This window comes from Rhizobium sp. Root1220 (assembly GCF_001426265.1).
In the GTDB taxonomy this organism is placed as follows: domain Bacteria; phylum Pseudomonadota; class Alphaproteobacteria; order Rhizobiales; family Rhizobiaceae; genus Rhizobium.
Window position 1 is genome coordinate 86,990 of the sequence record NZ_LMDG01000023.1, and the last position, 24,793, is coordinate 111,782.

Here is a 24,793-nt window from a genome sequence, read left to right on the forward strand (position 1 = left end):
GCCGCTCCTGTTTTCGAGCGGACTGTGTCACCTCGTCCCATCACGCGCAAGGTCGGTCAGCAGGCCTGCCGCCACCGTAATGCGCGCCAGGTTCGGATCGCCACTGTCGCTGAGATTGGAAAGTTCTTCCGCAATCCGATTGATCCTGATTCGGTCACCAGCGTGCCATGCCTGTACCGGCAGTTTCTCCTGAGCATGATTGGACAGCGCCGCAATGACGATGTCTCTGCGGGCGCTGGCTATCTGATCGACGCTGCGGGCGAGCGCCAGATTTTCGTAGTGGTCAGTGGTGACGATGCGGGTCCCTGCTGCCAGAAGACGTCCGACGCGGAAAGTCCGCGAAACGGCGAAGTAACATTCTGCCGCCCGAACAAGCGTCTCGCCCGTACGTTCGGATATCTGCATAATTTCGGGCACAAGCGCAAAGCCCAACAGTCCGGCGATTTCGGCGGCGAGGCTGTCCGGCAGACCTGCCTCCCGGTACTCGCTCCGGCGCGCCTCAAGCTCCGGCACGATCTGACTTGCGAAGATGGGCTTGAGCCTCCTGAGCGCGCCCTGCAGCCCCTCGATCGTGGCTGCCATATCGCTCCTGGCCATCTGCGTCTTCAAAAGCAACCGCGTCAGGATGACGAAGATCCGGGTGATTTCCTCGTATATGCGATTTTGCATTTGCCCCGAAACCTTGCCATCCAAGGCGTCGGTCTCGGCCCAGAGCCGGGTTAGATCGAAACCATCTCGTGCGATGATCGCGGACCGGACTACGTCCGATGCGGACGCGGCCGTAGCATCCATCATGCTGACGACAAAGGCCGGCCCACCGCGATTGATGGCGTCGWTGGCGAGCACCGTAGCGATGATCTCGCGTTTCAGTCGATGCGCGGCAATATCCGACGCATTCGTCTTGCGCATCTTCGCCGGGAAGTACTGTGAGAGCGTGGCGGCGAAATAGGCGTCATCCGGCAGATCGCTTGCCACGAGAGCGTCGAAAAGAACGATCTTTGCGTAGGAAAGCAGAACACCGATTTCCGGCCGTGTCAGAGGCTTGTTCGTCGCGTAACGCTCCGCCATCGTCGTGTCGTCCGGCAGGGTCTCGACCTTGCGGTTCAGCTGCTTTGCACCTTCCAGCACGGTCATGAATCGGCCGAGTTCCAGCCCGTTCCCCGTTCCCTTGCGCTCTGTGAGGGATATAGCGAGCGATTGCAGGTAGTTGTTTCGAAGCACAAGCGTCGCGACTTCTTCGGTCATGGAGGAAAGTAGCTGGTCCCGCTTCGCCCGCGTGAGGTGGCCGTCATGCATTGCTGCAGCGAGTGCAATCTTGATATTCACCTCGACGTCGGAGGTGTTTACACCGGCCGAATTGTCGATCGCATCGGAATTGCAACGACCGCCCTTGAGACCGTAGGCGATGCGACCCTTCTGGGTGACGCCAAGGTTCGCCCCCTCGCCGATCACCTTGGCGCGCAGGTCGTCAGCGGACACGCGGATCGAATCGTTAGCACGGTCGCCGACGTCGGCATCAGTTTCGGATAGCGCCTTGACGTAGGTACCTATCCCGCCGAACCAAAGCAGATCGACCGAGCTCTTGAGGATCGCCGTCATGATCTCAAATGGGGTGGCGACCGCCTTGTCGATGCCGATTGCAGCAACGGCCTCCGGCGTCAAGGTCACGGTTTTGGCCGAGCGGGAGATGACCATCGCGCCCTTCGACAGAATGCCCCGGTCGAAATCCTGCCAGCTTGAGCGCGGCAAGTTAAACAGGCGCTGACGCTCGCCGAGCGTCCTGTCCATATCCGGATCGGGATCTATGAGTATATCCCGGTGGTCGAACGCAGCGATAAGCCTGATCTTCGGCGAGAGCAGCATGCCGTTGCCGAAAACGTCGCCCGACATATCGCCGACGCCGGCGACTGTGAATGGCGTGGTCTGGATGTCGATATCCATTTCGCGGAAGTGGCGTTTCACGGTCTCCCACGCGCCACGCGCGGTGATCCCCATCTTCTTGTGATCATAGCCGGCAGAACCACCGGACGCGAAGGCGTCATCGAGCCAGAAACCGGCTTCCTGAGCAAGCGCGTTGGCCGTGTCCGAGAAGGTTGCAGTACCCTTGTCGGCCGCCACGACAAAGTAAGGATCGTCGCCGTCGAGCCGTACCGTATCCTTGGGAGGCACAATATCCATGCCGGCAATGTTGTCGGTTATCGAGAGAAGTGTACGGATGTAGGTCTTGTACGCGTCCCGACCCGTATTGAAGATTTCGTCACGGGTTCCGCCGACCGGGAGCTTCTTGGGATAGAAGCCGCCCTTCGCGCCGACCGGCACGATAACGGCGTTCTTGACCTGCTGTGCTTTGACCAGGCCCAATACTTCCGTGCGGTAGTCTTCCGCACGATCCGACCAGCGTAGCCCACCGCGGGCGACTTTGCCGAAGCGCAAATGCACGCCTTCGACCTCGACGCCGTAGACAAACATCTCGCGGAACGGACGCGGTGCCGGCAAGCCGTCTACGAGGTTCGGATCAAGCTTGAAGGCGAGCATCGTCCGGGGAGAGCCATCGGGATTGCGCTGGAAGTAGTTTGTGCGCAGGGTTGCGTCTACAACATTCACGTAGCGACGCAGGATTCGGTCATCGTCAAGACTGGGGACGTCCGACAACGCCGCCTCGATCTTCCCGTGCAGTTCGGCAACCTTCTTGATCCGTGCTTTCTCGGCTTGCCTGGGATCAAGGGTTTCGTGGAACAGCCGGAAGATCAGGCCGGCAATTGCCGGATACTTGTCGAGCGTTGTCGCTATGTAGTCCTGAGAATAGGGAACTCCGACCTGGCGCAAGTAGCGGCCGTAGGCGCGAAGGACACTGGTTTCCCGGGCCGATAGCTCTGCCGAGACGATCAGCCTGTTGAAGTTGTCGTTGTCGATACGGCCGGCAAAAGCCGCGAGAAATGCCTCTTCCAAAGTTGCGCCGTGCCGCGAGATGTCAGTTTCGACGCCGGCGCGAGCTTCCAGATCCATATCGTGCAGAACGACCAGTTTCTCGCTGCCATCGCTGAGGGTGACATCGATGTCAAACGTCCCCTCGCTAATCACGTTGAATCCGAGATTCTCAAGCAATGGCACGCGGCGCGACAAGGCAAGCTGACCAGCCGCATGAAAGATCTTCAGGCAGCAAAGCTCGATACCGTCTTTCTCGCGGGTATAAAAGGCGATGCGGATTGCTTCGCCCTCAGCACAGGCCGCAATATCGGCCAAATCGGAAAAAGTCTCTTCGGGCGGGAAGAGGTCTTGAAAGGCGGGAGTCACATGAATTCGCAGTGCCTTTGGACCCGCCAGCGCTTCGAAGCGGTCGTCCCAACGTGCCGTGATGGCGCGGATCGCCTCTTCTAGTTTCGCTTGCGGAACCCGTGGCGTCTTGCCGCCTGAACGACCGATGATGAAATGCACGCGTGCCACTCCACCTTCCGGAAAGGCCGGGTAGTAGGCCGACACGCGCCCATCATAGGCTTCCTTGAGATAGCTGCCGATCTTCTCGCGGACGATCGAGTCGTACTCCTCACGCGGCACATAGACGATCACGGACACAAAGCGGTCGAAGTGATCGATGCGTGGCAAGGCTCGGACCCGCGGTCGATCTGCGAGGTCATTGATCTGTTCCGCGAAGGTCGCGAGCAGCGTCGTGTCAATCTGAAAAAGGTCGTCACGTGGATAGGATTCCAGCGTGTTGTCCAGCATACGTCCCGAATGGCTCATCGGATCGAAGCCGAAATGCTCCTTCACCCGGTCGATCTTCGACCGCAGCAGGGGGATATCCTTGGCAAGGGATGTGTAGGCCGTCGAGGTGAAAAGGCCAACGATGCGCAGTTCGCCGACCACGTTGCCGTTCTTGTCGAAGCGCTTGACGCCCACATAGTCCATGTAGGCCCTGCGGTGGACGATCGACTTCACATTTGCCTTGGTGACAATCAGGAAATCCGGACCGTCCAGGAAGGCGAGAATCTCCGGTGTCGTGGTGACGGCGTCCTTTCCGGTACGCAGGACGAGCACATCAGGATTCGAAAGAATGCCGAGGCCAGCACCCTTGTCGCGCTCGACCTTTGAGCCGGACCCCTTCCCAGAATAGACGTACTCTCGCATTCCGAGAAAGGTGAAATTCGTGTCGCGCAGCCAGGTCAGAAATGCGAGCGCCTCGTCCCGTTCCGCTTTTCTGCGACCGGGATTGTAAGCGGAAAGCGCGTCTATTGCCGTTCCGAGTTTGTCGAGCATTGGCCTCCAATCGGACACCGTTAGTCGTACCTGTTCGACAACCGCCTCGATTCGCTCGATCAGATTGGCGGATTGCGCTGCGGTTAGCGGAGCAAGGTGAAGTTGGATAAGGCTGACCCGCTTTGCCGGTTCGCTTGGCGCGTCGGCGGAATAAAGCGTAGGCGCCTTGCCGTCATCTATTACGAGGATCGGATGCACTGCCATGTACAAGTCGCGATAGCTGCTGGTCACCTCGCCCATGACGGATTCATAGAGGAAGGGCATGTTGCGCTCGGTGACCGTCAGGATCGAAACTGCCGTCCCATTCGGCTCGACATCGTCGACGGTTTCGACGCTGATGTGCGGCGCCTTGCCTCCCCAGGCTGCCAGTTCCCTTGCCGAGTGCACTGCGGCAAGTGCCAGCATCTCCGGCGTATAGAGTTCCAGATCGTCGTTGCTTGCTCGTCCAAAAAGAATCTCCGGATCGAGATGCGCTTCGCCTGTTGCCGCTGCGATCTTGGCCGCGCTTTCGAGTTGCTTTTCCCGTTTTGGACTGTTCCGTCCGGCCATCGCAGATACTCCCATTTCTTTGATTTTGCACAGGTTAGCAGAAGATCCGACGAAAGAATCGCTAAAAGAAGCCGCCCGTTGGCAGCTTTCGTGCGTTTTTGTTCGCCGAGACGTAAAATTTTACAAGATCAGGCTTCCACAGACAGATGTTTCCCTTGGCGCGACATTTCCATGTCTGCATGAAGGATGGTTGACAGTGGAGCTGCAAAAAGACGATCAACGGATCGTCGCAATTGGGTCGAGCATAATGTCGCAGACTGCACCGGGAACCGTGATCGTCATCTCAAGCCATGTCGTGCGTGGTTCGGTCGGAAATCGCGCGGCGGTATTTGCGTTGGAGACATTGGGCCATCCGGTGTGGGCGCTACCGACGATCGTGCTGCCCTGGCATCCCGGGCACGGCCGTTCGACGCGGTTGACCTTTTCCGAATCCGATTTCGACGCTGCGATCGACGATCTCATTCGAGCGCCCTGGCTAGGAGAAGTGAAGGCCGTTCTCTCTGGCTATTTTGGCAATCCTGCCCAAGCGCGCTCCGTCGCGCGGCTGGTGACGGCGCTGCGACTAAGAGACCCGGATGTCTTCTATGTCTGCGATCCTGTTATGGGCGACCTCGGGGGACTCTACGTTCCCTTGGCAACGGCGGAGGCGATCCGTGATCACCTCATACCCCTCGCTTCGCTTGCCACTCCAAACCGGTACGAGCTTGCCTGGTTGGCTGGCGCGCCGCTGGAAGATAATACAGCCATCATGGATGCTGCTCTCGCGCTAGGCCCGTCGCGCATGCTGGTAACTTCTGCGGTGCCGATGATGGCTGGTGGAACGGGCAACCTCTATCTTTCGGGGCGCCATGCATTGCTGGCGGAGCACCGCGTCATCGAGAAGCCGCCGAATGGTTTGGGCGATCTTCTTGCCGCGTTGTTTCTTTCACGTCTTCTATCCGGGATGGACGACGAAAGGGCGCTGCAACTGTCGACCGCTAGTGTGTACGAGGTGCTGGCTCGCGCAGTGAAGCGCGGCAGCGATGAATTGACGCTGGCAAGTGATTCAGCCAGCCTCGCCACGCCCATGGCGATGGTGCAGATGCGACGCCTGATGCATCCGGCTCAGCGGCGCAGAAGCTAGCCGTCTATCATTCTGCAGTGCGATAGTTGATCTTGCCTAGTGCACGCTGTATTCGAAATGAATGCAGGATTTTCCAGATTCCCTTTTGAACGGTTACCGCAACTTTATGAACGGGCGTTACGCAGACGCACGCGATCGATACAAGGCGCTGGCCGAAGACGGTCAGAACCCCAGTACGCTCGTCGTCGCCTGCTCGGATTCGCGCGCAGCGCCAGAGCTGATATTCGATGCCGGTCCCGGTGAACTTTTCGTTATCCGGAACGTTGCGAACATGGTCCCCCCATACGAGCCGGACGGGCACTTTCACGCGACGTCCGCGGCGTTGGAATTCGCGGTCCAAGTGCTCAAGGTTCCCGATATCGTCGTGATGGGACATGGCCGGTGCGGCGGTATTCGGGCTGCGCTGGATCCCAACGCGGAACCATTGTCACCGGGAGATTTCATCGGGCGCTGGATGTCGCTGGTGCGGCCTGCCGCCGAACAGATCCAAAGCAACGATGTAATGACCGCAGCGGAGCGTCAGACAGCGCTCGAACGCGTGTCGATCCGCAATTCAATCGAAAACCTCAGAACCTTTCCCAACATCAAAGCTCTGGAAGAGGCCGGCAAGATAAGTCTTCATGGCGCCTGGTTCGATATCTCGACAGGCGAATTGTGGGTCATGGATGCCGCGACGCGCGACTTCATCCGCCCCGAAATCCGAAACCAATAAAAAGCGCCAGATTTTCATCCAGCGCCTTGCTCTGCTGAAATCGAGCCCCGCTCAGCTGTTGTCGATCTGCTGACCGATATAGGCAATCGCCTGCTGGTATACCGTCGCAGCGTTCCAACCGGCAATGGCTGCAAAATTGGGTTCACCGGGTTGATAGCCAGCGCCCGGCTGCCAGCCGTGTCCTCTCAGGAAGTTGGCTGTCGATGCGAGGGCATCGGCACGCGAACCAACCATATCGACACGGCCGTCGCCATCTCCATCGATGCCGAACAGCACGACATTGCGCGGGAGGAATTGTGTCTGGCCGATTTCACCATGCGCCGCGCCGCGAGCTTGAGGATTCAGGTAACCCTCGGAGACGAGTTGAAGTGCTGCGTAGAGCTGGTCCGTGAAATAGGCGGAGCGACGGCAATCGTAGGCCAGCGTCGACACCGCCGACAGTGTATGTTGATTCCCCATGTAGCTGCCGAAGCCTGTCTCCATGCCCCATATCGCAATCAATGGGCCGGCGGGCACCCCAAAGCGGCGCTCAATGGAGGCGAAGAGTGCAGCATTGGCACGCTTCATCGCCTTGCCGCGAGAAATGATTGTTGCCCCACCGCGCTTTTGCATGAAGGCGTCGAAAGAGAGCTTGAAGCTTTTCTGGCCGCGATCTGCTGAAATCGTCGGTCTGTTGTAAACGACATTTGCAAAAGCTCGGTCAAGAACTGACCGGCTGACCCCGTTTGCAGCCGCCTCCTGCTTGAATTCGCCGACCCAGGCGCCGAAGCCAGCGCCGGTGTTGCCGCATTGGGCCGCATTTGCTGCCGAAGGAACTGTGTGGAGAATAGCTGCTGCTGCCGCAGCTGCCAGAAAAAATCTTTTTACATGCATGGAGGTACCCCGATTCCGGATCTGGCTAGCCTTCAAACGGGGCAAGCAGCCCACAGTCGGCGATATTGTGACCATCATTCATTTAGCAAGGGCGGGAAGCCACAATAGACCCACCCGCCCTAGCGAAAGCCCTATCTTATTAAGCGGGGCTTAACAAACTATAGTTAACAATTGGTTCAAGCCGCCTTCTTGCGCGGCTTGATCAGGCCGCGGTTGACGAGCAGTTCAGCGATCTGAATCGCGTTGAGAGCGGCGCCCTTGCGGAGGTTGTCGGAAACGACCCAGATGTTAAGTCCGTTCTCGACAGTTGCGTCTTCCCGGATGCGCGAGATAAAGGTCGCATCTTCGCCGGCAGACTCGTAGGGCGTGATGTAGCCGCCGTTCTCGTGCTTGTCGATGACGAGGCAGCCCGGCGCTTCGCGCAGAATGTCACGTGCCTGGTCGGCCGTGATCTCGTTCTCGAACTCGATATTGACGGCTTCCGAATGACCGATGAAAACCGGGACGCGAACCGCGGTGCACGTCACTTTGATCTTCGGGTCGAGCATCTTCTTGGTTTCGGCCAGCACCTTCCATTCTTCCTTGGTGTAGCCGTCTTCCATGAAACTATCGATATGCGGGATCACGTTGAAGGCGATACGCTTGGTGAACTTCTTGTTCTCGATCGGGTCGGCAACGAAGACGGCGCGCGTCTGGTTGAAGAGTTCGTCCATGCCGTCCTTGCCGGCGCCTGAAACGGACTGGTAGGTCGAAACGACGACACGCTTGATCTTGGCAAAGTCGTGCAGCGGCTTGAGCGCGACAACCAACTGCGCGGTCGAGCAGTTCGGGTTGGCGATGATGTTGCGCTTGGTGAACTGCGTGATGGCATCCGGGTTTACCTCGGGAACGATCAACGGCACATCGGCGTCGTAACGCCATGCCGAGGAGTTGTCGATGACAACGCAACCCTGCGCACCAATCTTCGGTGAAAACTTCTTCGACACCTCGCCGCCGGCAGACATCAGGCAGATATCCGTATCGGAGAAATCATAGTTCTCGAGGTTTGCGACTTTCAGCGTCCTGTCACCGTAGGAAACCTCGGTGCCTTGCGAGCGCGAAGAGGCAAGCGCCACCACCTCGTCAACCGGAAATCCGCGTTCGGAGAGGATATTGAGCATTTCCCGGCCGACATTTCCGGTAGCTCCCGCAACTGCAACTTTAAAACCCATTTCTCAAGCTCTCTTTCTCTTCTCTCCTCTTGTCCGGTGAGGGGGAAGGCGCGAATGGATCGCGGCTTCCTGTCCCCAGCCGGGCCGGGGAGAGAGCGGCAGGCCAGAGACGTCAGACGGTTTTCGTCGTCGTTTTGGCCTTGGTTTTGGAAGAAACCGGAACGGCAATATCCATCCTGGCACTGCGTGCCCGGTCATTGCATGCAGCAATGGTATGTTCGTCGCGAACCATGGATATTCCTATTCCGTCGTTGCTCATAAAAGGTTTTCCACAGGAGTCAAGGTTTTTGGTCGATCCGGGTCGGTGAACCTATCGTATCTGCCGCGCCGGACACCCTATCTCCGACCCGGACCGCGCTGGTGATCAGCGCGAACCGGGACAGGGATCATGGAAACACTGGAGGATCGTGGTTCAGTGGTGCTGCTGGCCTGACGCTTCCTCTCGAGGTAGTAGGCATAAGCAAATTGCGCGGTGAGACCGACAACGACGAACACGGGGCCGACAACTTGATCGTGATTGTTGATATAGAGAATAACCTGACCGACCATGGCGAGGATCGTTCCGGCCACGAAGATATTCAGCGAATGTCGACCAAGGATGGACAGCGGGTGATCGGTCGGGCGTCGCAACATGCTCGAGATTGCCGGTATGTTGATGACGAGGTAGGCCAAAGCAAGAGTATGCAATAGCCTGGGCAGTGAAAGGAACGTCTTGTCGAAGCCAGTGAGAACCGGCGGCAAGCCGAGCGAGGCCAGTGCGTTTCCGAAGCCCCAAAGCTGGCCGACTACCCAAGCGAAAGACAACGCGACGTAGGCTGCGGCGAGGGCAAAGAGGATCGGGTGCTGCGGCAGTTTGCCGCCACGGCGGACATGCATCATTCCCACAATGCCGATCGTGAACAGCAGTTGCCAGGAGAGCGGGTTGAGGAACCAGTAGCCCTCGATCAACATGTTGTGAGGAGCTATCTCGAAGACACCGGCGAGAAACCAGACCGTGCCGGAGACGGCAAGCGCAAGGAGCGGGCTTACGGCGTTCAACAACAAAATGATCGGCACCGTCAGCATAAGTGCGCCGTACATCGGCAGAATGTTGTTGTATCCTATTTGATGGCCTAGCAGCAGCAGCGATGGGACGCCGGCTTGGGGATTGGTGAGCACCGCCAGAATATTGATTTCGCAAAGCAGTCCGGGCCGATGATAAATCCAGGCACCCGTGAGAAACAGCGCGAGTGTCATGAAGGTAGTGATCATGTGGGCGAGGTAGAGCGTGAAAGCTCGCTTCGCGGCCTTGGCTGCCGTTTGCAGCCACGCTTTCGGCTGAAAGCGCGAACCGTAGGCCAGGCCGACGGCTATACCGGAAATAAGGACGAAGGCTTCCGCTGCATCGGAGAAGCCGAAATTCTTCGTTGTCAGGTGCTCGAAAATCTGCCCGGGTACATGGTTGATGAAAATCGTGATCAACGCCAGTCCTCGTAGGACATCCAATCGTGTGTCGCGCTTTGGCGTTGCTGATGCCACGGAACTCCGTGTGGCGCTGACTGTTCGTCCGGGCGCTGCTGCCATAGACATCTCCTGCTTTTCCGATTTGCAAACGCAGTTGCGGCCAAAAGGTTTCCCCTTTGGCCGCAACGAAATGCCGGATGGTAAGCGTGGAAAGTGCTGTTATCCGACCGGATATCCCTCTTCGGGATCGGCGACTCCGCCTCCGTTGATAGCGAGATCGTAGCCTCGCTCATGGGACGATTTTGAGACCGAAATGAGGTATTTGGCACCTGCGTGTTCGATCTCCGCGGTGAAGCCGTCCCATGCGCTCGGTAGCGCCGGGCGGACATACAAGCGGCCATCCTTCAATCGTATGCCGAGGATGCCCTCTATCGCAGCGCGATAGAGCCAGCCGGCCGATCCGGTGTACCACGTCCAGCCACCGCGTCCGGTGAGCTCCCCGTCGCCATAAACATCGGCGGCGATGACATAGGGCTCGACCCGGTAGCGTTCGGCCGATTCGGAGTCCCGTGCGTGGCTGATCGGATTGAGCAAATCGAAGCAGCGCAACGCATCATCGCCGCGACCGAGTTCCGCCAGCGCCATGACCACCCAGGTCGCGGCGTGAGTGTATTGGCCGCCGTTTTCACGCACGCCCGGCGGATAGGCCTTGATGTAACCCGGATCCTTGGCGGAGTTCGCGAAGGGAGGCGTGAAGAGCCGGATGATTCGGGCATCGCGATCGACGAGTTTGTCGAGAACCGACTCCATCGCCGTGGCCGCATGGGCCGGATCACCCTCTCCGGACAGCACGCTCCACGACTGTGCGATCGAATCGATCTGGCATTCGAGGCTTTCCTTTGAGCCCAGCAAGCTGCCATCGTCGAAAGTGCCGCGCCGATAGTAGGCGCCATCCCAGGCCACGGTTTCAAGCGCGGTCTTCAACTCGCCGAGATGTTTTGCCCAACGCTCAACACGCGCCGTATCTCCGCGCTCCTCGGCGTAGGAGGCAAACGAGCGCAGGGCGCCGGCCAGGAACCAGCCGAGCCATACGCTGGTACCCTTGCCGCCAACGCCGACACGGTTCATGCCGTCGTTCCAATCACCGCCGAGGAACAGCGGCAGGCCGTTTGCTCCCTTGCGCGCGATGGCGAGATCGAGCGCGATTGCCGCATGCTCATAGACGCTGGCCGTGTCTTCGGAGATTTCTGGCCGATAGAAGGAATCGTGCTGGCCTTCGAGAAGGGCGGGGCCCTCGAGGAAGGCAAGCTGTTCGTCGAGCACGCCCTTGTCGCCTGTGACGCTGCAGTAGTGATGGATGGCGTAGGCGAGCCAGACCACATCGTCGGAAATCAGCGTGCGAACGCCGGCACCTGTGCCCGGCAGCCACCAATGCTGAACGTCACCCTCGCGGAACTGACGCGAGGCAGCGTTCAGGATCTGCTTGCGGGCGATCGAAGGCTCGTGGAGCACGAAGGCCAAGGTGTCCTGCAATTGGTCGCGGAAACCGAAAGCGCCGCTGGCCTGATAGAACGCGGTGCGTGCCATGATGCGGCAACCGAGGCTCTGATAGGGCAGCCAGGTGTTGATCAGGTTGTTCATGCCCTGATCCGGGGTCGAGATCTGTACCTTGCCCGTGAAGTCCTGCCAGAAGGAGCGGTTGGAGTGAACCACATCATCGAATGCCGTTTGCCGGATGTCAGCAATCAAGGTTCGCGCTTCGGCTTTCGTCGTGGTGTCGCCCAGGAAGAAGGAAATGTGTCGTTCTTCACCCGGCGCCAATTCGATATCGATCGCCAGCGCTGCCGCGGGATCGCCGTCCAGATCGGTCACCCCGGCGAGCGTGGCGGCGGAAACTACGGCGCGCGGCGACTGGATCGTGCCACCCTTTGCGATGAACTCGCGACGGCTTGTGCTGAAGCTCGATGGCCTTTCGCTCGCCGCGAAGAACGCAACACGACCGGAATAGTCGATGCTGTAGTTGTTGCTGGCGAACAGGGCATCCGTCTCCTCATCAAGTTCAGAGAGGATGAACGGTGCAGTCTTCTGGGCATTGTTGCCCAGAATCCATTCGACATAACCGTAGAGCCGAAGTTTGCGCGGTTTGGATCCCTGATTGCGCAGCCGCAGCCGTTGCAGCTTGACGGGCCTTTCACGATCGACGGTTTGCGTCATCTCGAGGGCTATCTCGTTCTGGATGCTGGAGAAAGTCGAGTATCCTAGACCGTGACGTGCCTCGAAGCGAATATCCTGGCGCTTGGAAAGGCTTGCGTATGGTGTCATCACTGCGCCGTCGTCACGATCGACGACGTAAATTGCCTCGCCTGGCCGGTTGACGACCGCATCGTTTGACCATGACGTCAGTTGGTAGTCGCGCGAATTCGCGCTCCACGTGAAGCCAGCCCCTTCCGCGGAGACGTGGAAACCGAACTTTTCGTTCGAGATGACATTGATCCATGGTTGCGGGGTGGCGTGTCCGCCCGGCAACCGCACCACATACTCGCGGCCGTCTCCGGAAAAGCCGCCCATTCCGTTCCAGAAACTCAGGTCGCCTTCATCCTCTATAACCTGCTTCGATATTTCAGATGCGGGTGTCAGCGCAATCGGCTTTGAGGGACCTTTGGCGCGGTTGACGCGCTCAAGCTCCAGCTGCTCTTCCTTGCTCGGAGCGGAAAGCGCCACGGCACGATTGAGCTGATCGATGATTTTGCCGTTCTTCGCGTGGAAGGTGACACGCGATGCCGAGATCAAGGCGTGGTAGGTCGCCTCTTCCATCAGGTCCTTTCTGACCGCGAAAATGTGCTGGCGCAGGCCGTCGGCCTGACCCAGGCGGCGCACGTTCTCCGCCATCTGGTCGACCGCGTGTTGCATGTCCTGTGCGTAGGACGACGCGCGCTCGTTCATGATGACGAGGTCGGCGGTAACGCCGCGGGACCGGAGGTACTCCTGCGCGAGCAGGGCCTCTCGGACGATATCGAGATCCATGTCGTCATTGACGCGAAGGGTGAAGATCGGGAAGTCGCCCGAGATCGCCAATGGCCAGAGAGACGACTGCGATTGCATGCCGGCCTCGACCGCTGCCGCGTCGGCGCGTAATTGCATATCCGGATAAACAAGATGTCGGCCGAGATACTGGAACGCAGCTGCCTGCTGCGATGTCACACCGACATGGCGCATCTGTACCTGCGTGCGTGTCCAGGCCTGGACGAGCTCGTGATTGAACGCATCGGCGTGCCTGTAGCGGCTGACTGCCTGATCCACCTCGTGGCGGCTAGGAGCGGCAATTGTCCAGAAGATGACGCTGACCTTCTTGCCGACTGGTACGCGGACCGTGCGGCGCAGCGACAGAACGGGATCGAGCGTGAAACCGTCGGTGCCCGAAAGCGTCGCGCCGGCATCGAAGGCGGCAGCATTCGCCAAGGTCCGGGCGCGTCCCAGGAACCTGCGTCGGTCGGTCTCGAATTCGGTGTGGCGCGACGAACCGGCATTATCCACGATGAGGTGGGCAACTGCCATATTCGGCTCGCCGGGGTCACGCTTGTTGCGCTCGACGCGGATGACATCGCCGCGCTTGCCGATTTCCGTCTTGACGAACATACGGGCGAACGCCGGATGAGCGTTGTCGACATCGTCCGTCGCGAGTACCGGTTCGAGGTAAGAGGTTACCTCGATGAAGCGGTCTTCCGTTCCGGTGTTGATCAAGGTCAGACGGCGGCCTTCGGCATCGTGCTCTGTTGCGACGATGCATTCGACCTCGCTGGTCAGGTCGCCAACGGTTTTCGTGAACTCCGCCTTTTCGTCGGCGAAAAGAACCCGCACCTGTTCTCCTTCGACACTCTTGGGCTCCGCAGTCGCCGACCACCATTCGTTGGTCGCTGTATCGCGAAGGAAAATAAAGGTGCCCCAGCGATCTTCGGTCGGATCAGCCTTCCAGCGCGACACGGACTGGCCATTCCAGCGCGCGTAGCCGACGCCGGTTGCCGTTAGCATCATCGAGTAATGGCCATTGGAGAGGAACACCAGCTCGCGATCGCGCGATGCGGGGTCATAGATCTTACGCAGTTCGGGCTTCAGCAGATCGTCCTGAATGCTGGCTGGCGTGTCGGATTCGTGCTTGCCGCTCATCACCGGGATATCGCGAGGCGCCTTTTCCTGAAGCAGGAGTTCGGCAGCTTCGATGACCGGATCCGAATGGAAGAGCTCGCGCAGGTGGCCGTTGAAAGCCACGTTTGCCACCGCCGCAATCGACATGCCATGGTGGTGGGCGTAATAATTGTAGACGACGGCGCAAGTCTTGCCCTCCGGCACACGTGTCGGTGTGAAGTCGACGGCGTCATGGAAACCGTACTTGCCAAGGGCGCCGAGCTTGCGCAGGCGTTGGAGATTTTCCAGCGCGGCCGGGGGATTGTACTGGCTGGCCAGGATCGATGCGTACGGCGCAATTACGGCGTTGTGGCCAAGGCCGCGCTTGAGGCCGAGCGTCGGTACGCCGAAGTTTGTGTACTGATAGTTGAGATTGTGGTCGCGTGCGTTGAACGCCGCTTCGGAAATGCCCCACGGAATCCCCAGCTTGCGAGCGTGGTTCATCTGCTCGACCACCACGAGGTTGTTGGTCTGGTTAAGGATACCACCCCCGCGCTCCTGCATCACGAGCGGCGGCATGAGGTATTCGAACATTGAGCCGGACCACGAGACCAGCGCACCGCGGGAGCCGACCGGCACGACCTGACGGCCGAGGCGATACCAGTGCTCTGTAGGCAAATCACCCTTGGCGATCCCGAACAGACTGGTCAGGCGGCACTCGGAAGCCAGAAGGTCGTAGCAGGCCTGATCGAGTTCGCCGCTTTCGACGCGATACCCGATCGAAAGGAGGCGGCGTTCGGGACGGAACAGGAAGCCGAAATCCATGGAGAAGGCGAGGTCGCGAGCCTGATCGCGGAGGGCGATCAAGCGCGGACGCAGTGCGTCTATGTTCGACAGATCAAAGGTACTGTCGGAGATGTGAGCTTCACAGACCCTGACGAGCGATTCTGCCCAAAGCGTCACTTCGGCACTCAGCGCAGACTTAACCTCGTGATCGAGATTTGCCGCGAGTTTCTGTATGTCGCGGGCAAGCACCGCCAGATTGATGATGCGGATGGAGGCGAACTCGTGCTCGCGCTTGACCGCCGCCAGGGCATTCTGGAATCCGATGATGCGCTCTTCGAGCCGGCGACGCAGTGGACGCACGGTCTTTCGATCATCAGGCAGCTCGGAAAGCACTTCCGCGAGAATGCCGGCAGTATCTCCAACGCCATCCAGATTGCCCTGCATATGGGCTGAAGGCGCTTCGGCCCAGTTACGGCAAGCGGATGATATCGCGATGAGGTGGCCGGCGAGATTTCCGCTGTCGACCGCCGAGACGTAACGCGGTCCAAGCGTCTGCAACGTGTCCGTATGGTACCAGTTGAACAGGTGGCCGCGGAACTTCTCCATCTTATCGATGGTGGCAATCGTCTGTTCGAGCCGCGTGATGGTTTCTTCGAACGAGAACCAGCCAAAATGGCGACCGGACACGACTGACAGCAGATAGACGCCAATGTTGGTCGGCGAGGTGCGGGTCGCCACGATCATATGTGGCGTTTCCTGCACGTTGTCCGGCGGCAGGAAGTTCTGCTCGGCCGTGGTGAATGTTTCGAAATAGCGCCAGGTTCGACGAGCGATCTTGCGAAGCTCGGTGGAAACGGTCTCGGCAACTTCCAAGCGATCTTCCGTCTCTGCCGACTGGCTGACGTAGTAAGCGACCAACGGGGAAAGAATCCAGAGTACTGCGAAGGGGATTCCGACCAGATAGGCGTTGTCACCCGAAAGGGCTGCGAAGCCGAGGGCCAGGATTGCCAGCACCGGCGCATGCCACATCGCCTTGTAGTAGGACAAGATCGTGCCCTGTTTGCCGGCCTGGACGCTGGCTGCGGTTTTCCACTGGAGCATCAGCTTGTGGCTGACCATCAGCCGGTAGAGAGACCGGCCGATCGCGTCAGCCATCATGCAGGCACTATCGGCAATAAAGACAATTCGCAGTGCGACTTGCGCATTGGCTGCGCGGATATCGGACCATACGGTGTAGAGGTGGGCGCGAGCGACGATATCGCTGGTTCGCGGAATGATCCCGTTGATGAGTGACAATGTCGGTGCGACGAACAGGCAAAAGATAAGGAGAATCTGCCAGATAAGCGCTCCGAGAGGACCCATGAAATACCAGCCCAGGACGGAAGCGAAGAACCAGGCAATTGGCGTCAGCGAACGACGGAGATTGTCGAACATCTTCCAGCGGCCGAGTGCGGTGACGCCGTACTTCGGGTTGAACATATAGGGTAGCAGCTGCCAGTCGCCGCGTGCCCAGCGATGCTGGCGCGAGGTCTCGACCTCGTAGCGGACCGGGAAATCTTCCACGAGCTCGAGGTCTGTGACCAATGCGCACCGCGCCATCGAGCCCTCGAGCAGGTCATGGCTGAGCACCGAGTTTTCATCGATACGGCCCTTCAGCGACGCTTCAAAAGCATCGACGTGGTACAGGCCCTTGCCGGTGAACGTGCCCTCGCCGGCGAGGTCCTGGTAGACGTCGGAAACGGTAAAGACATAGGGATCCAAGCCGCGGTTGATCGAGAAGACCCGCTGGAACACCGACGCGTCCTTGCCCGTTGTCAGGGATGGTGTCACGCGTGGCTGCAGCACCCCATAGCCGCTTTCGACGCGACCCGTCGTCGGATTGATAACGGGTCGGTTGATAGGGTGGTAGAGTTTGCCGACGAGCTTGGTGACCGCGTCGCGCATCAGGCGCGTGTCCGCGTCGAGCGTCATCACGTACTGGACGTTTGCCGGTGCCGTGTTGGCGCCAGGAAGGTAGGTCGTGTCGCGATCGCCGCGAAGCAGCAAGTTCAGTTCGTGGAGTTTCCCGCGCTTGCGTTCCCAGCCCATCCACACGCCTTCGGAGGGATTGTAGAGGCGGCGACGGTGCAGGAGATAGAAGCGGTTTTTTCCGTCAAAGGCGTAACGTGCTGAAAGGTTGGCGACCTCGCGGCGGGCATAGTCCAGGACTTCGAGGTCGGTTACGGTTTCCTCAACCTCGCTGTCTGGCCAATCGCTGAGCAATGCGAAATAGATTTCACCGCGCGGATTGGCGAGATAGTGGACCTCAAGATTGCGGACGAGTTCATCGACGCTGTCGCGGTTCGAGATCAGGCACGGCACCACCAGGAGCGTCCGCGCCTCTTCCGGAATTCCTTCCTTGAACTCGTAGCCGACGAGCCGCGCCGGTGTAACGAAAAACGACAGCAAGGTGTTGAACAGGCCTGTCGCACCCTCGGAGGCCGGGAGCGAAAACATGATCAGCATGACGGCGATCTCGAACGGACCCATGCCGGCATTCGCCATGAACCGCCCAACGATGGCCATGGCGACGACGGTCAGCAGCAGCACGGGAACGGCAATCGACAGCCAGTTGAACTTGCGGACCGTCCGTACAAAATACTGGACAAGCGTCGGGCGATAGTTTGCCCGTGCTTCGAGCTTTGGCCGTTGGGCACCGGTCAGGTAGCCGCCGACATTCGGCTCGTGTGGCTCCTGCTCTCCCGAGGCAACTGCCTCCTGCGTCATATCAAGCGAAAGCTGCGCGATTTCCATTTCGGTCATTGACGACCGTTTGGCGAGCTTTTCTATCTGCTTGCGGTATTTGTTGCGTGAACCGGAATCGAGCGTGCCGTAATCCGAATGATCCCAGAGCAGTTTGTCCACGTGGCTGACTTGTTCGACCCATACCGACCACTCGGTATCGTCGATTTCGCGGAGGCTTCGAATGATATTGCCCATCGTGACGTTGCCGGAGGACAGACGGCTGTGTTCCGCCATCGTCGTCTCTTCGGTGTCGCGCCCGAGCGTCTCCAGCTGTTCGTCAAGCCACGCGATGGCGACACTGGACGCCTGCGAACCGTCTCGCATGCGGTAAAGGAACTGTGTCGAAAATGTATTGTCTTCCGCAAGCGGCTGAAGCGACTTCAGGTACTCGGCCGCCTTTGCTGGATCGGTCAGCCGCACAAGTTCGTCTGCCGCCTCATTGGCGCGGCGACGCATGCGCCGGCTCCGCTCCACTCGACTTGAGATCCGGCGCAAGTTTTCCACCAGCACGTAGCGCACCAGCGACGGCAGGGCCCAGAGCTCGCCGATTCTCAGCGTTTCGCTCTGCTGGAAGCCATCAACCAGCGAGGTGAGGCTTTCCTGGGAGATCGTGCTATGGGTGTGGGCGACATACAGCCAGGCGAGCGCAAGCGTTCGCGGAATTTGCGTGCCGCCAACGTTGATTGTCGGCAATTCGCGGTAGAACCGTTTCGGGAAGTCGCGACGTACTTCCTGGATCGCTTCCTCGACGATGTAGTGGTTGTCCAGCAGCCATTCCGCCGCTGGCGTGATGGTCTCGCCTGATTCAACGTCTGCCGCCGTCGTACGGTAGACACGCAGGATTTCTTTTTCATTTTCCTTGTGCCGAGCGAAGAAATCGAAAGGCGCGTAAGCTGGGAGCGCATCCACTCCACGGGTGGCGGCGGATTCTCCCATCGCCTTGATGTCTTCGATGGAAAGATAGGTCGAGCGGATCGAATCGTTGTGATCGATCTGCTTCATTTCGGACTCGCGGGACGGGCTCGGAGACGTGACGGAAATGGTCATGGGTTCGGTCTGGATCCAAACGGAGTTGTGGTCATTATGTGAAGCCTTTTGCACCGCCAAGTATGACTGCCACATGAACAGCGCGGGGTTTACCTAGTGCCGTGCGGCAGCATGCGAGGGCAATCAACGGGCGATACTAATCGGTTTAAACGCGGTGCGGGCTTTACGACAACATGGCCCCGTCGTGCCCTCATCCGAGAAAGTTGGACACTATTACAATAATTCAAGTCAAGATGTTTCGCTCGGGGCAACTGCCTCGCTCTGGGATTGCGCCGAGAATAAAAAACCGGCGCTTGGATAGCGCCGGCTCTGCCGAACTATGTGCTGCATCCTAGGCGCGGCGCATGAGACGCATCACCAGCGAGACTACGAACAACACGAGGAATAGGAAGAACAGGACCTGCGCGATGGATGCGGAAGCGCCCGCAATACCACCGAAGCCCAATACGCCGGCAATCAGTGCCACAACAAGAAACACAAGTGCATAGTAAAGCATGGGGATCTCCTTTGTCGTTGCTGATCGGATAACGAAGGTTCGCCTTATTGGTTCCCGTGACATAAAAGCCAATGATTCTAAGGGACGACATGTCTGGAGGGGTGGCTGTGTGGTGCATGGCCGATCAGCGAGCTCGGCGAAAGCTATGACTTGTCCAGGAAGGCTGAAATTCCTTCCATTGCCTCCTTGGTTTCCCAGCTGTCCGCGAGCTGATGAATGACGTCCTCGATGACGTCGCCGGTAATAGACGGCGCAAGCGAACGCGCAAGAGCCTTGGCGCGGGCGGCGGCTTGCGGCACGGCTGCAATGAAAGCAGTGATCTCGGTCTCCATTGCGCCGTCGAGCTCGGTTGCGGGGACAACAGTGTTGACGAGGCCAATTGCCTTGGCATGCGACGCGTCGAAAATTCTGCCCGAGATGAAGAGCGGTCGAGCAGCGGCGCCGATACGCGCTACCACATAAGGGCTGATGGTCGCCGGTATAAGTCCGAGCCGAACCTCGGTCAGGCCGAAGCGTGCTGTTTCCACGGCAATCGCCATGTCGCAGATGCTGATCAGGCCGATGCCGCCGCCGAAGGCGTTTCCGTGGATACAGCCGATCAGTGGCTTTGGAAGCTCATTCAGCGATTTGAACATCATCGCCAGCCGTCGTGCTTCGAAGATTCTTTCGGAGCGGCTTGCCGCGAACTGGGTGCGCATCCATTCCAGATCACCGCCGGCACAGAAGCTCTTGCCCGCGCCGCCAATGACGACGACGCGCACATTATCGTCAGCGCCCAGCACTGCAGCCGCCTCAGTCAACTCGTCGATCATCTGTTCGGACATTGCATTGTGTTTGTCCGGCCGAGAAAGGGTCACGCGCGCGACACCGCGTTCGTCGATCAAGATACGGAGGGTTTGCGGCATCAGCGTTCGCCTCCAAGGTCCCGGGCAAACGCGGCCGCCGCGTTCAGCTTCGCCGGAAGCAGACCTGTCCGATAACCCTTGCGAGCAAGAAACTCTGCTACCGCCAGCGTGTCGACATTGCCCTTGGCGCCCGGTGCGTAGGGACAGCCACCAAGTCCGCCGACCGATGCATCGAACACGCGCAGACCGTGCTCCAGCGAAACGGCGATGTTGTCGAGCGCCCAGCCGTCAGTGTCATGGAAGTGACCGGCGAGCATCGTAGCCGGCGCATAGGACAGAACGGTCATCAGCATCCGTTCGACCTCTTCCGGTCTGCCGCGACCTATCGTATCTCCGAGGCTGATCTCGTAACAGCCAAGCGCATGCAGCTGTTCGACGACTTTTGCCGCCGCATCTGGCGCGATCGCTCCCTCGTAGGGACACTCGACGATACAGCTGACGTAGCCACGCATCGGAATCGCACGCTGTCGGCTCGCGTCAGCAATAGGCTTGAACCGTTCGATGCTTTCAGCAATCGAGCAGTTTATGTTGTGTTGCGAGAAACGTTCCGAGGCGGAGGCGAAGATTGCAATCTCATCCGCACCGGATGCCATCGCCGCCTCGAAACCCTTCATGTTCGGCGTGAGCACGGCGTAGCGTACGCCGGGCCTGCGTTTGATGCCGGCCATCACCTCGGCGGCGTCGGCGAGTTGCGGCACCCATTTTGGGCTGACAAAGCTCGTTACCTCGATCCGTTCGAAACCGCATTCGGAAATCAGGTCGACGAGCGCGATCTTTGCTGCTGTCGGAATTAGGTCCGCCTCGTTCTGCAGACCGTCGCGCGGCGCCATCTCCACGATGGAGACATCCCGTGGCAGCAAGGACGATTCTGCGACCTGCACGACTATTTCTCCTCTTCCTGCAGGGTGAGAAGAACCGCACCCTCATCGACCTGCTGCCCTTCGCTGACTTGCACCGCTTCGATGGTTCCGCCGCGTGGCGCGACAAGTGTTAACTCCATCTTCATGGCCTCCATGACGAGCAGAGGTTCGTCCTTGGCGACCTCGGAGCCCTGGCGGGTATGGACGATCTTGACGAAACCGGGCATTGGCGCGATGAGCGTGTTTCCGGCGGCGGCCTTTCCGGTCTCGGCATCGAGCGGATTGGCGAGATGGAAAACGTGTGATTTGCTATCCATGCCCAAAACAAGCTGGTGGGCGCTCAGGCTTGCCATGACCTCGATTTGTCGGCCATCGACTTCTGCCCTGCAACCTTCAGCCGCGCGGCTGACGATTTTCACCGGGATAACCCTTCGGCCATCGTGGACGGCAAAGAAATCGAAACCCCTGGCGGCGATCCGCAGGCTGGCGTGCCCCCCTTTGTGCGACAACGTGACGATGCGTTGCATCTCGCTCCACAGCTGCCAGTGCCCCAGCGCGTCCCAGGGGTTACCGCCTTGCAGCGGCGCCAGCGTTCCCAAGGACAGCACGGCTGCAAGCGCGATGGTGGTATCAGTCGGAGGCTCGACTGCGGTGAGGGCCTGAAGGTTGCGCTCGATCAATCCGGTATCGGGATGGCCGGCAACAAACTCAGCTTCAGCGCTCAAGCGTGCCAGGAAGTCGAGATTGGTCGTAACACCGACGATATGAGACGCCTGCAACGCTCTCGTCAGGCGCGCCAGTGCCACCGTTCGGTTCGGGCCGTGCACGATCATCTTGGCAATCAGCGGATCATAATGGGCAGAGATGACGTCGCCGGAACGCACGCCGGCATCGACCCGTGCCGTCACATCCGGGAAACTCAACTGCCGGATCGTGCCTGTGGCAGGCAGGAAACCGGTGGACGCGTCCTCCGCATAGATTCGTGCTTCAAAGGCCCATCCGTAGATTTCCAGTTCGGATTGCTTCTTCGGCAGAGGCTCGCCCGCGGCGACCCGCAATTGCCACTCCACCAGATCAACGCCGCTGATCGCTTCGGTGACGGGATGCTCGACCTGAAGCCGGGTGTTCATCTCCATGAAATAGAACCGGTCCGGCCAGAGCCCGTTCGACACATCCGCGATGAATTCGACGGTGCCGGCGCCGCGATAGCCGATTGCGCGTGCCGCTCGCACGGCAGCGTCGCCCATCACCCGTCGCATCTCGGGCGTCATGCCCGGCGCGGGCGCTTCCTCGATGACTTTCTGATGGCGGCGCTGCAGCGAACAATCGCGTTCAAAGAGATGAACGACGTTGCCATGACGATCCCCGAAAATCTGGACCTCGATATGGCGGGGGCGAATCAGGCAGCGTTCGATCAGGACGGCGTCGTCGCCAAAGGCTGCCATCGCCTCGCGTCTAGCCGCTTCGAGCGCTTGCGGAAAATCGTCTTCGTGATCGACGCGGCGCATGCCCTTGCCGCCGCCGCCGGCACGAGCCTTTATGAGGACGGGATAGCCGATCAGAACCGCTTGATCAGCTAGGAATCCGTTATCCTGCTCTTCGCCATGATAGCCCGGCACGACCGGAACGCCCGACTGGTCCATCAATGCCTTCGCAGCATCCTTCAATCCCATTGCCCGGATCGATGATGGCTGCGGTCCGATGAACACGAGCCCAGCAGCCTCCACCGCCTCGGCAAAGTCGGCGTTCTCCGACAGGAAGCCATAGCCGGGGTGGATGGCTTCCGCGCCGGTCCGGTGAGCCGCTGCGATGATGCGCTCGATCGAAAGGTAGCTCTCCCGGGCACTGGCTGAGCCGAGGCGCACCGCCTCGTCGGCCAGTTCGACGTGCAATGCCGCCACGTCGGTATCCGAGTAGACCGCAACCGTGCTGATCCCCATGCGCTTGGCGGTGCGGATGATCCTGCAGGCAATCTCGCCCCGGTTTGCAATGAGGATCTTGTGGAACATCTCTGCCTCACATCCGAAACAGACCGAAGCGCGTATCTTCGATCGGTGCGTTGAGCGTTGCGGAAAGCGAAAGACCAAGTACGTCGCGGCTCTTCGCAGGATCGATGATGCCGTCGTCCCAAAGGCGCGCCGAGGCGTAAAGCGGATGGCTTTGCCTCTCGAAAAGGTCGAGGACCGGCTGTTTGAAACTTGTTTCTTCCTCGGGCGTCCATGGCGTGCCTGCTCGAGCGAGCGCTTCGCTGCGAACGGTCGCAAGCACGCCTGCCGCCTGCTCGCCGCCCATCACCGAGATGCGGCTGTTCGGCCAGGTCCAGAGAAAGCGTGGGGAGAAAGCTCGTCCGGCCATCCCGTAGTTTCCGGCACCGAACGAGCCGCCGATCAGCATCGTCACTTTAGGCACGCTGGTCGTCGCAACCGCGGTCACCAGTTTGGCGCCGTTCTTGGCGATACCTTCCGTCTCGTACTTGCGTCCCACCATGAAGCCGGTGATGTTCTGGAGGAATACCAGCGGTATCTTCCGCTGTGAGCACAGTTCGACGAAATGCGCGCCCTTCAGCGCGGACTCCGAAAACAACACGCCGTTGTTTGCGACGATCCCGACGGGGATGCCATGAATATGCGCAAAGCCGCAAACCAGCGTAGTTCCGTAGCGTGCCTTGAACTCGTCGAACCGGGAGCCGTCGACGACGCGGGCGATCACCTCACGGACATCGTATGGCGTACGAACGTCAGCCGGCACGATTCCGGCAATTTCGGCTGGATCGAAAAGCGGCGCCTCTAGCGATCGACGCGCCACGTCTTTGTTCTTGCACCGGTTGAGATTAGCGACAGCCTGCCGTGCCAAGGCGAGCGCATGAGCGTCGTCGCGGGCTAGGTGATCGGCCACTCCCGAGAGCCGTGTGTGAACATCCCCACCGCCGAGGTCCTCCGCCGAGACCACTTCACGGGTAGCCGCCTTGACGAGCGGTGGCCCGGCAAGAAAAATCGTGCCTTGGCCTTCGACGATGATGGCTTCGTCCGACATTGCCGGAACATAGGCGCCACCCGCGGTGCAAGACCCCATCACGACCGAAATCTGCGGAATTCCAGCCGCCGACATGTTGGCCTGATTGAAGAAAATCCGACCGAAATGGTCTCGATCTGGAAAGACCTCATCCTGGTTCGGCAGATTGGCGCCACCGGAATCGACCAGATAGATGCATGGAAGGTTGTTCTGGGCGGCGATCTCCTGCGCACGCAGATGCTTTTTCACCGTAATCGGATAGTAGGTGCCGCCTTTTACGGTCGCGTCGTTGCACACGATCATGCAATCTTGGCCTGCGACGCGGCCAATGCCGGTAATCAGGCCAGCTCCAGGCGCATCGTTGTTGTACATGCCGTGCGCCGCGGTCAGCCCTATCTCAAGAAATGGTGTCGCCTGATCGAGCAGCGCCGCGATACGGTCGCGCGGCAGCATCTTGCCACGCCCGACATGGCGTTCGCGCGCGACGGCCCCGCCACCGCCGGCAGCCGATGCCGCCGCCTCTTCGATGCCGCGGATCGCGTCCGCCATCGCAGCGCGATTCGTCTTGAAGTTTTCCGAGTTCGTCGATATCTGCGACTTCAGAATCGTCATTCGT

General features: G+C 59.5%; 13 protein-coding genes. 2 read left to right on the plus strand and 11 right to left on the minus strand.

Annotated features, from left to right (window positions below):
- Positions 1-27: 27 nt before the first annotated feature.
- A complete protein-coding gene (locus ASC90_RS14860) occupies positions 28-4,803 on the minus strand; it encodes an NAD-glutamate dehydrogenase (protein ID WP_056541811.1) in 4,776 nt (1,591 codons plus the stop codon).
- A gap of 247 nt (positions 4,804-5,050) precedes the next feature.
- Between ASC90_RS14860 and pdxY the strand changes: the two genes are divergently transcribed.
- Together pdxY and ASC90_RS14870 are read left to right on the plus strand one after the other, a co-directional pair.
- Entirely contained in the window at positions 5,051-5,926 is an 876-nt protein-coding gene (gene pdxY, locus ASC90_RS14865; RefSeq protein WP_056542608.1) for a pyridoxal kinase PdxY, read from the plus strand.
- A 61-nt stretch (positions 5,927-5,987) separates the two neighbouring features.
- Positions 5,988-6,638 (plus strand): carbonic anhydrase, encoded by a 651-nt coding sequence (locus tag ASC90_RS14870; RefSeq protein ID WP_056541814.1) that lies wholly within the window; start codon positions 5,988-5,990, stop codon positions 6,636-6,638.
- A 51-nt stretch (positions 6,639-6,689) separates the two neighbouring features.
- Here ASC90_RS14870 and ASC90_RS14875 read toward each other — a convergent pair whose 3' ends face one another.
- From ASC90_RS14875 to ASC90_RS14910, 10 genes are all read right to left on the minus strand, one after another.
- Complete coding sequence (locus tag ASC90_RS14875; RefSeq protein WP_056541819.1) at positions 6,690-7,511, minus strand: lytic murein transglycosylase; 822 nt, start codon at positions 7,509-7,511, stop codon at positions 6,690-6,692.
- A gap of 176 nt (positions 7,512-7,687) precedes the next feature.
- The gene (locus ASC90_RS14880) at positions 7,688-8,722 is read right to left on the minus strand and encodes an aspartate-semialdehyde dehydrogenase (protein ID WP_056541822.1); all 1,035 of its coding nucleotides are present in this window, start codon (positions 8,720-8,722) and stop codon (positions 7,688-7,690) included.
- Positions 8,723-8,834: 112 nt separating this feature from the next.
- Positions 8,835-8,981, minus strand: a complete 147-nt coding sequence (locus ASC90_RS28885; RefSeq protein ID WP_156392959.1) for a hypothetical protein — start codon at positions 8,979-8,981, stop codon at positions 8,835-8,837.
- A gap of 77 nt (positions 8,982-9,058) precedes the next feature.
- Positions 9,059-10,285 carry an OpgC domain-containing protein gene (gene opgC / locus ASC90_RS14885; RefSeq protein ID WP_056541825.1) on the minus strand — a complete coding sequence of 409 codons (1,227 nt, stop codon included), beginning with the start codon at positions 10,283-10,285 and terminating at the stop codon, positions 9,059-9,061.
- A 99-nt stretch (positions 10,286-10,384) separates the two neighbouring features.
- Positions 10,385-18,904 carry a glucoamylase family protein gene (locus ASC90_RS14890; RefSeq protein WP_056542611.1) on the minus strand — a complete coding sequence of 2,840 codons (8,520 nt, stop codon included), beginning with the start codon at positions 18,902-18,904 and terminating at the stop codon, positions 10,385-10,387.
- 331 nt (positions 18,905-19,235) lie between these two features.
- Complete coding sequence (locus ASC90_RS28330) at positions 19,236-19,400, minus strand: DUF1328 family protein (RefSeq protein WP_082519926.1); 165 nt, start codon at positions 19,398-19,400, stop codon at positions 19,236-19,238.
- A gap of 143 nt (positions 19,401-19,543) precedes the next feature.
- Entirely contained in the window at positions 19,544-20,305 is a 762-nt protein-coding gene (locus tag ASC90_RS14895) for a crotonase/enoyl-CoA hydratase family protein (protein ID WP_056541829.1), read from the minus strand.
- The gene (locus ASC90_RS14900; protein ID WP_056541832.1) at positions 20,305-21,192 is read right to left on the minus strand and encodes a hydroxymethylglutaryl-CoA lyase; all 888 of its coding nucleotides are present in this window, start codon (positions 21,190-21,192) and stop codon (positions 20,305-20,307) included. Before ASC90_RS14900 ends, ASC90_RS14895 begins: the two co-directional genes overlap by 1 nt.
- Positions 21,189-23,174: an acetyl/propionyl/methylcrotonyl-CoA carboxylase subunit alpha gene (locus ASC90_RS14905; protein WP_056541835.1), complete on the minus strand. Its 1,986-nt coding sequence runs from the start codon at positions 23,172-23,174 to the stop codon at positions 21,189-21,191. Before ASC90_RS14905 ends, ASC90_RS14900 begins: the two co-directional genes overlap by 4 nt.
- 7 nt (positions 23,175-23,181) lie before the next feature.
- Positions 23,182-24,789, minus strand: coding sequence for a carboxyl transferase domain-containing protein (locus ASC90_RS14910; RefSeq protein ID WP_056541837.1), 1,608 nt, complete (start codon positions 24,787-24,789; stop codon positions 23,182-23,184).
- Between the last annotated feature and the right edge of the window lie 4 nt (positions 24,790-24,793).

Coding starts and splice junctions, on each gene's coding strand:
- ASC90_RS14880 (WP_056541822.1), bottom strand. CDS start 8,722: ATGGGTTTTAAAGTTGCAGTTGCGGGAGCTACCGGAAATGTCGGCCGG.
- opgC (WP_056541825.1), bottom strand. CDS start 10,285: ATGGCAGCAGCGCCCGGACGAACAGTCAGCGCCACACGGAGTTCCGTG.
- ASC90_RS14875 (WP_056541819.1), bottom strand. CDS start 7,511: ATGCATGTAAAAAGATTTTTTCTGGCAGCTGCGGCAGCAGCAGCTATT.
- ASC90_RS14910 (WP_056541837.1), bottom strand. CDS start 24,789: ATGACGATTCTGAAGTCGCAGATATCGACGAACTCGGAAAACTTCAAG.
- ASC90_RS14870 (WP_056541814.1), top strand. CDS start 5,988: ATGCAGGATTTTCCAGATTCCCTTTTGAACGGTTACCGCAACTTTATG.
- ASC90_RS14905 (WP_056541835.1), bottom strand. CDS start 23,174: ATGTTCCACAAGATCCTCATTGCAAACCGGGGCGAGATTGCCTGCAGG.
- ASC90_RS14890 (WP_056542611.1), bottom strand. CDS start 18,904: ATGACCATTTCCGTCACGTCTCCGAGCCCGTCCCGCGAGTCCGAAATG.
- pdxY (WP_056542608.1), top strand. CDS start 5,051: ATGTCGCAGACTGCACCGGGAACCGTGATCGTCATCTCAAGCCATGTC.
- ASC90_RS28330 (WP_082519926.1), bottom strand. CDS start 19,400: ATGCTTTACTATGCACTTGTGTTTCTTGTTGTGGCACTGATTGCCGGC.
- ASC90_RS28885 (WP_156392959.1), bottom strand. CDS start 8,981: ATGAGCAACGACGGAATAGGAATATCCATGGTTCGCGACGAACATACC.
- ASC90_RS14895 (WP_056541829.1), bottom strand. CDS start 20,305: ATGCCGCAAACCCTCCGTATCTTGATCGACGAACGCGGTGTCGCGCGC.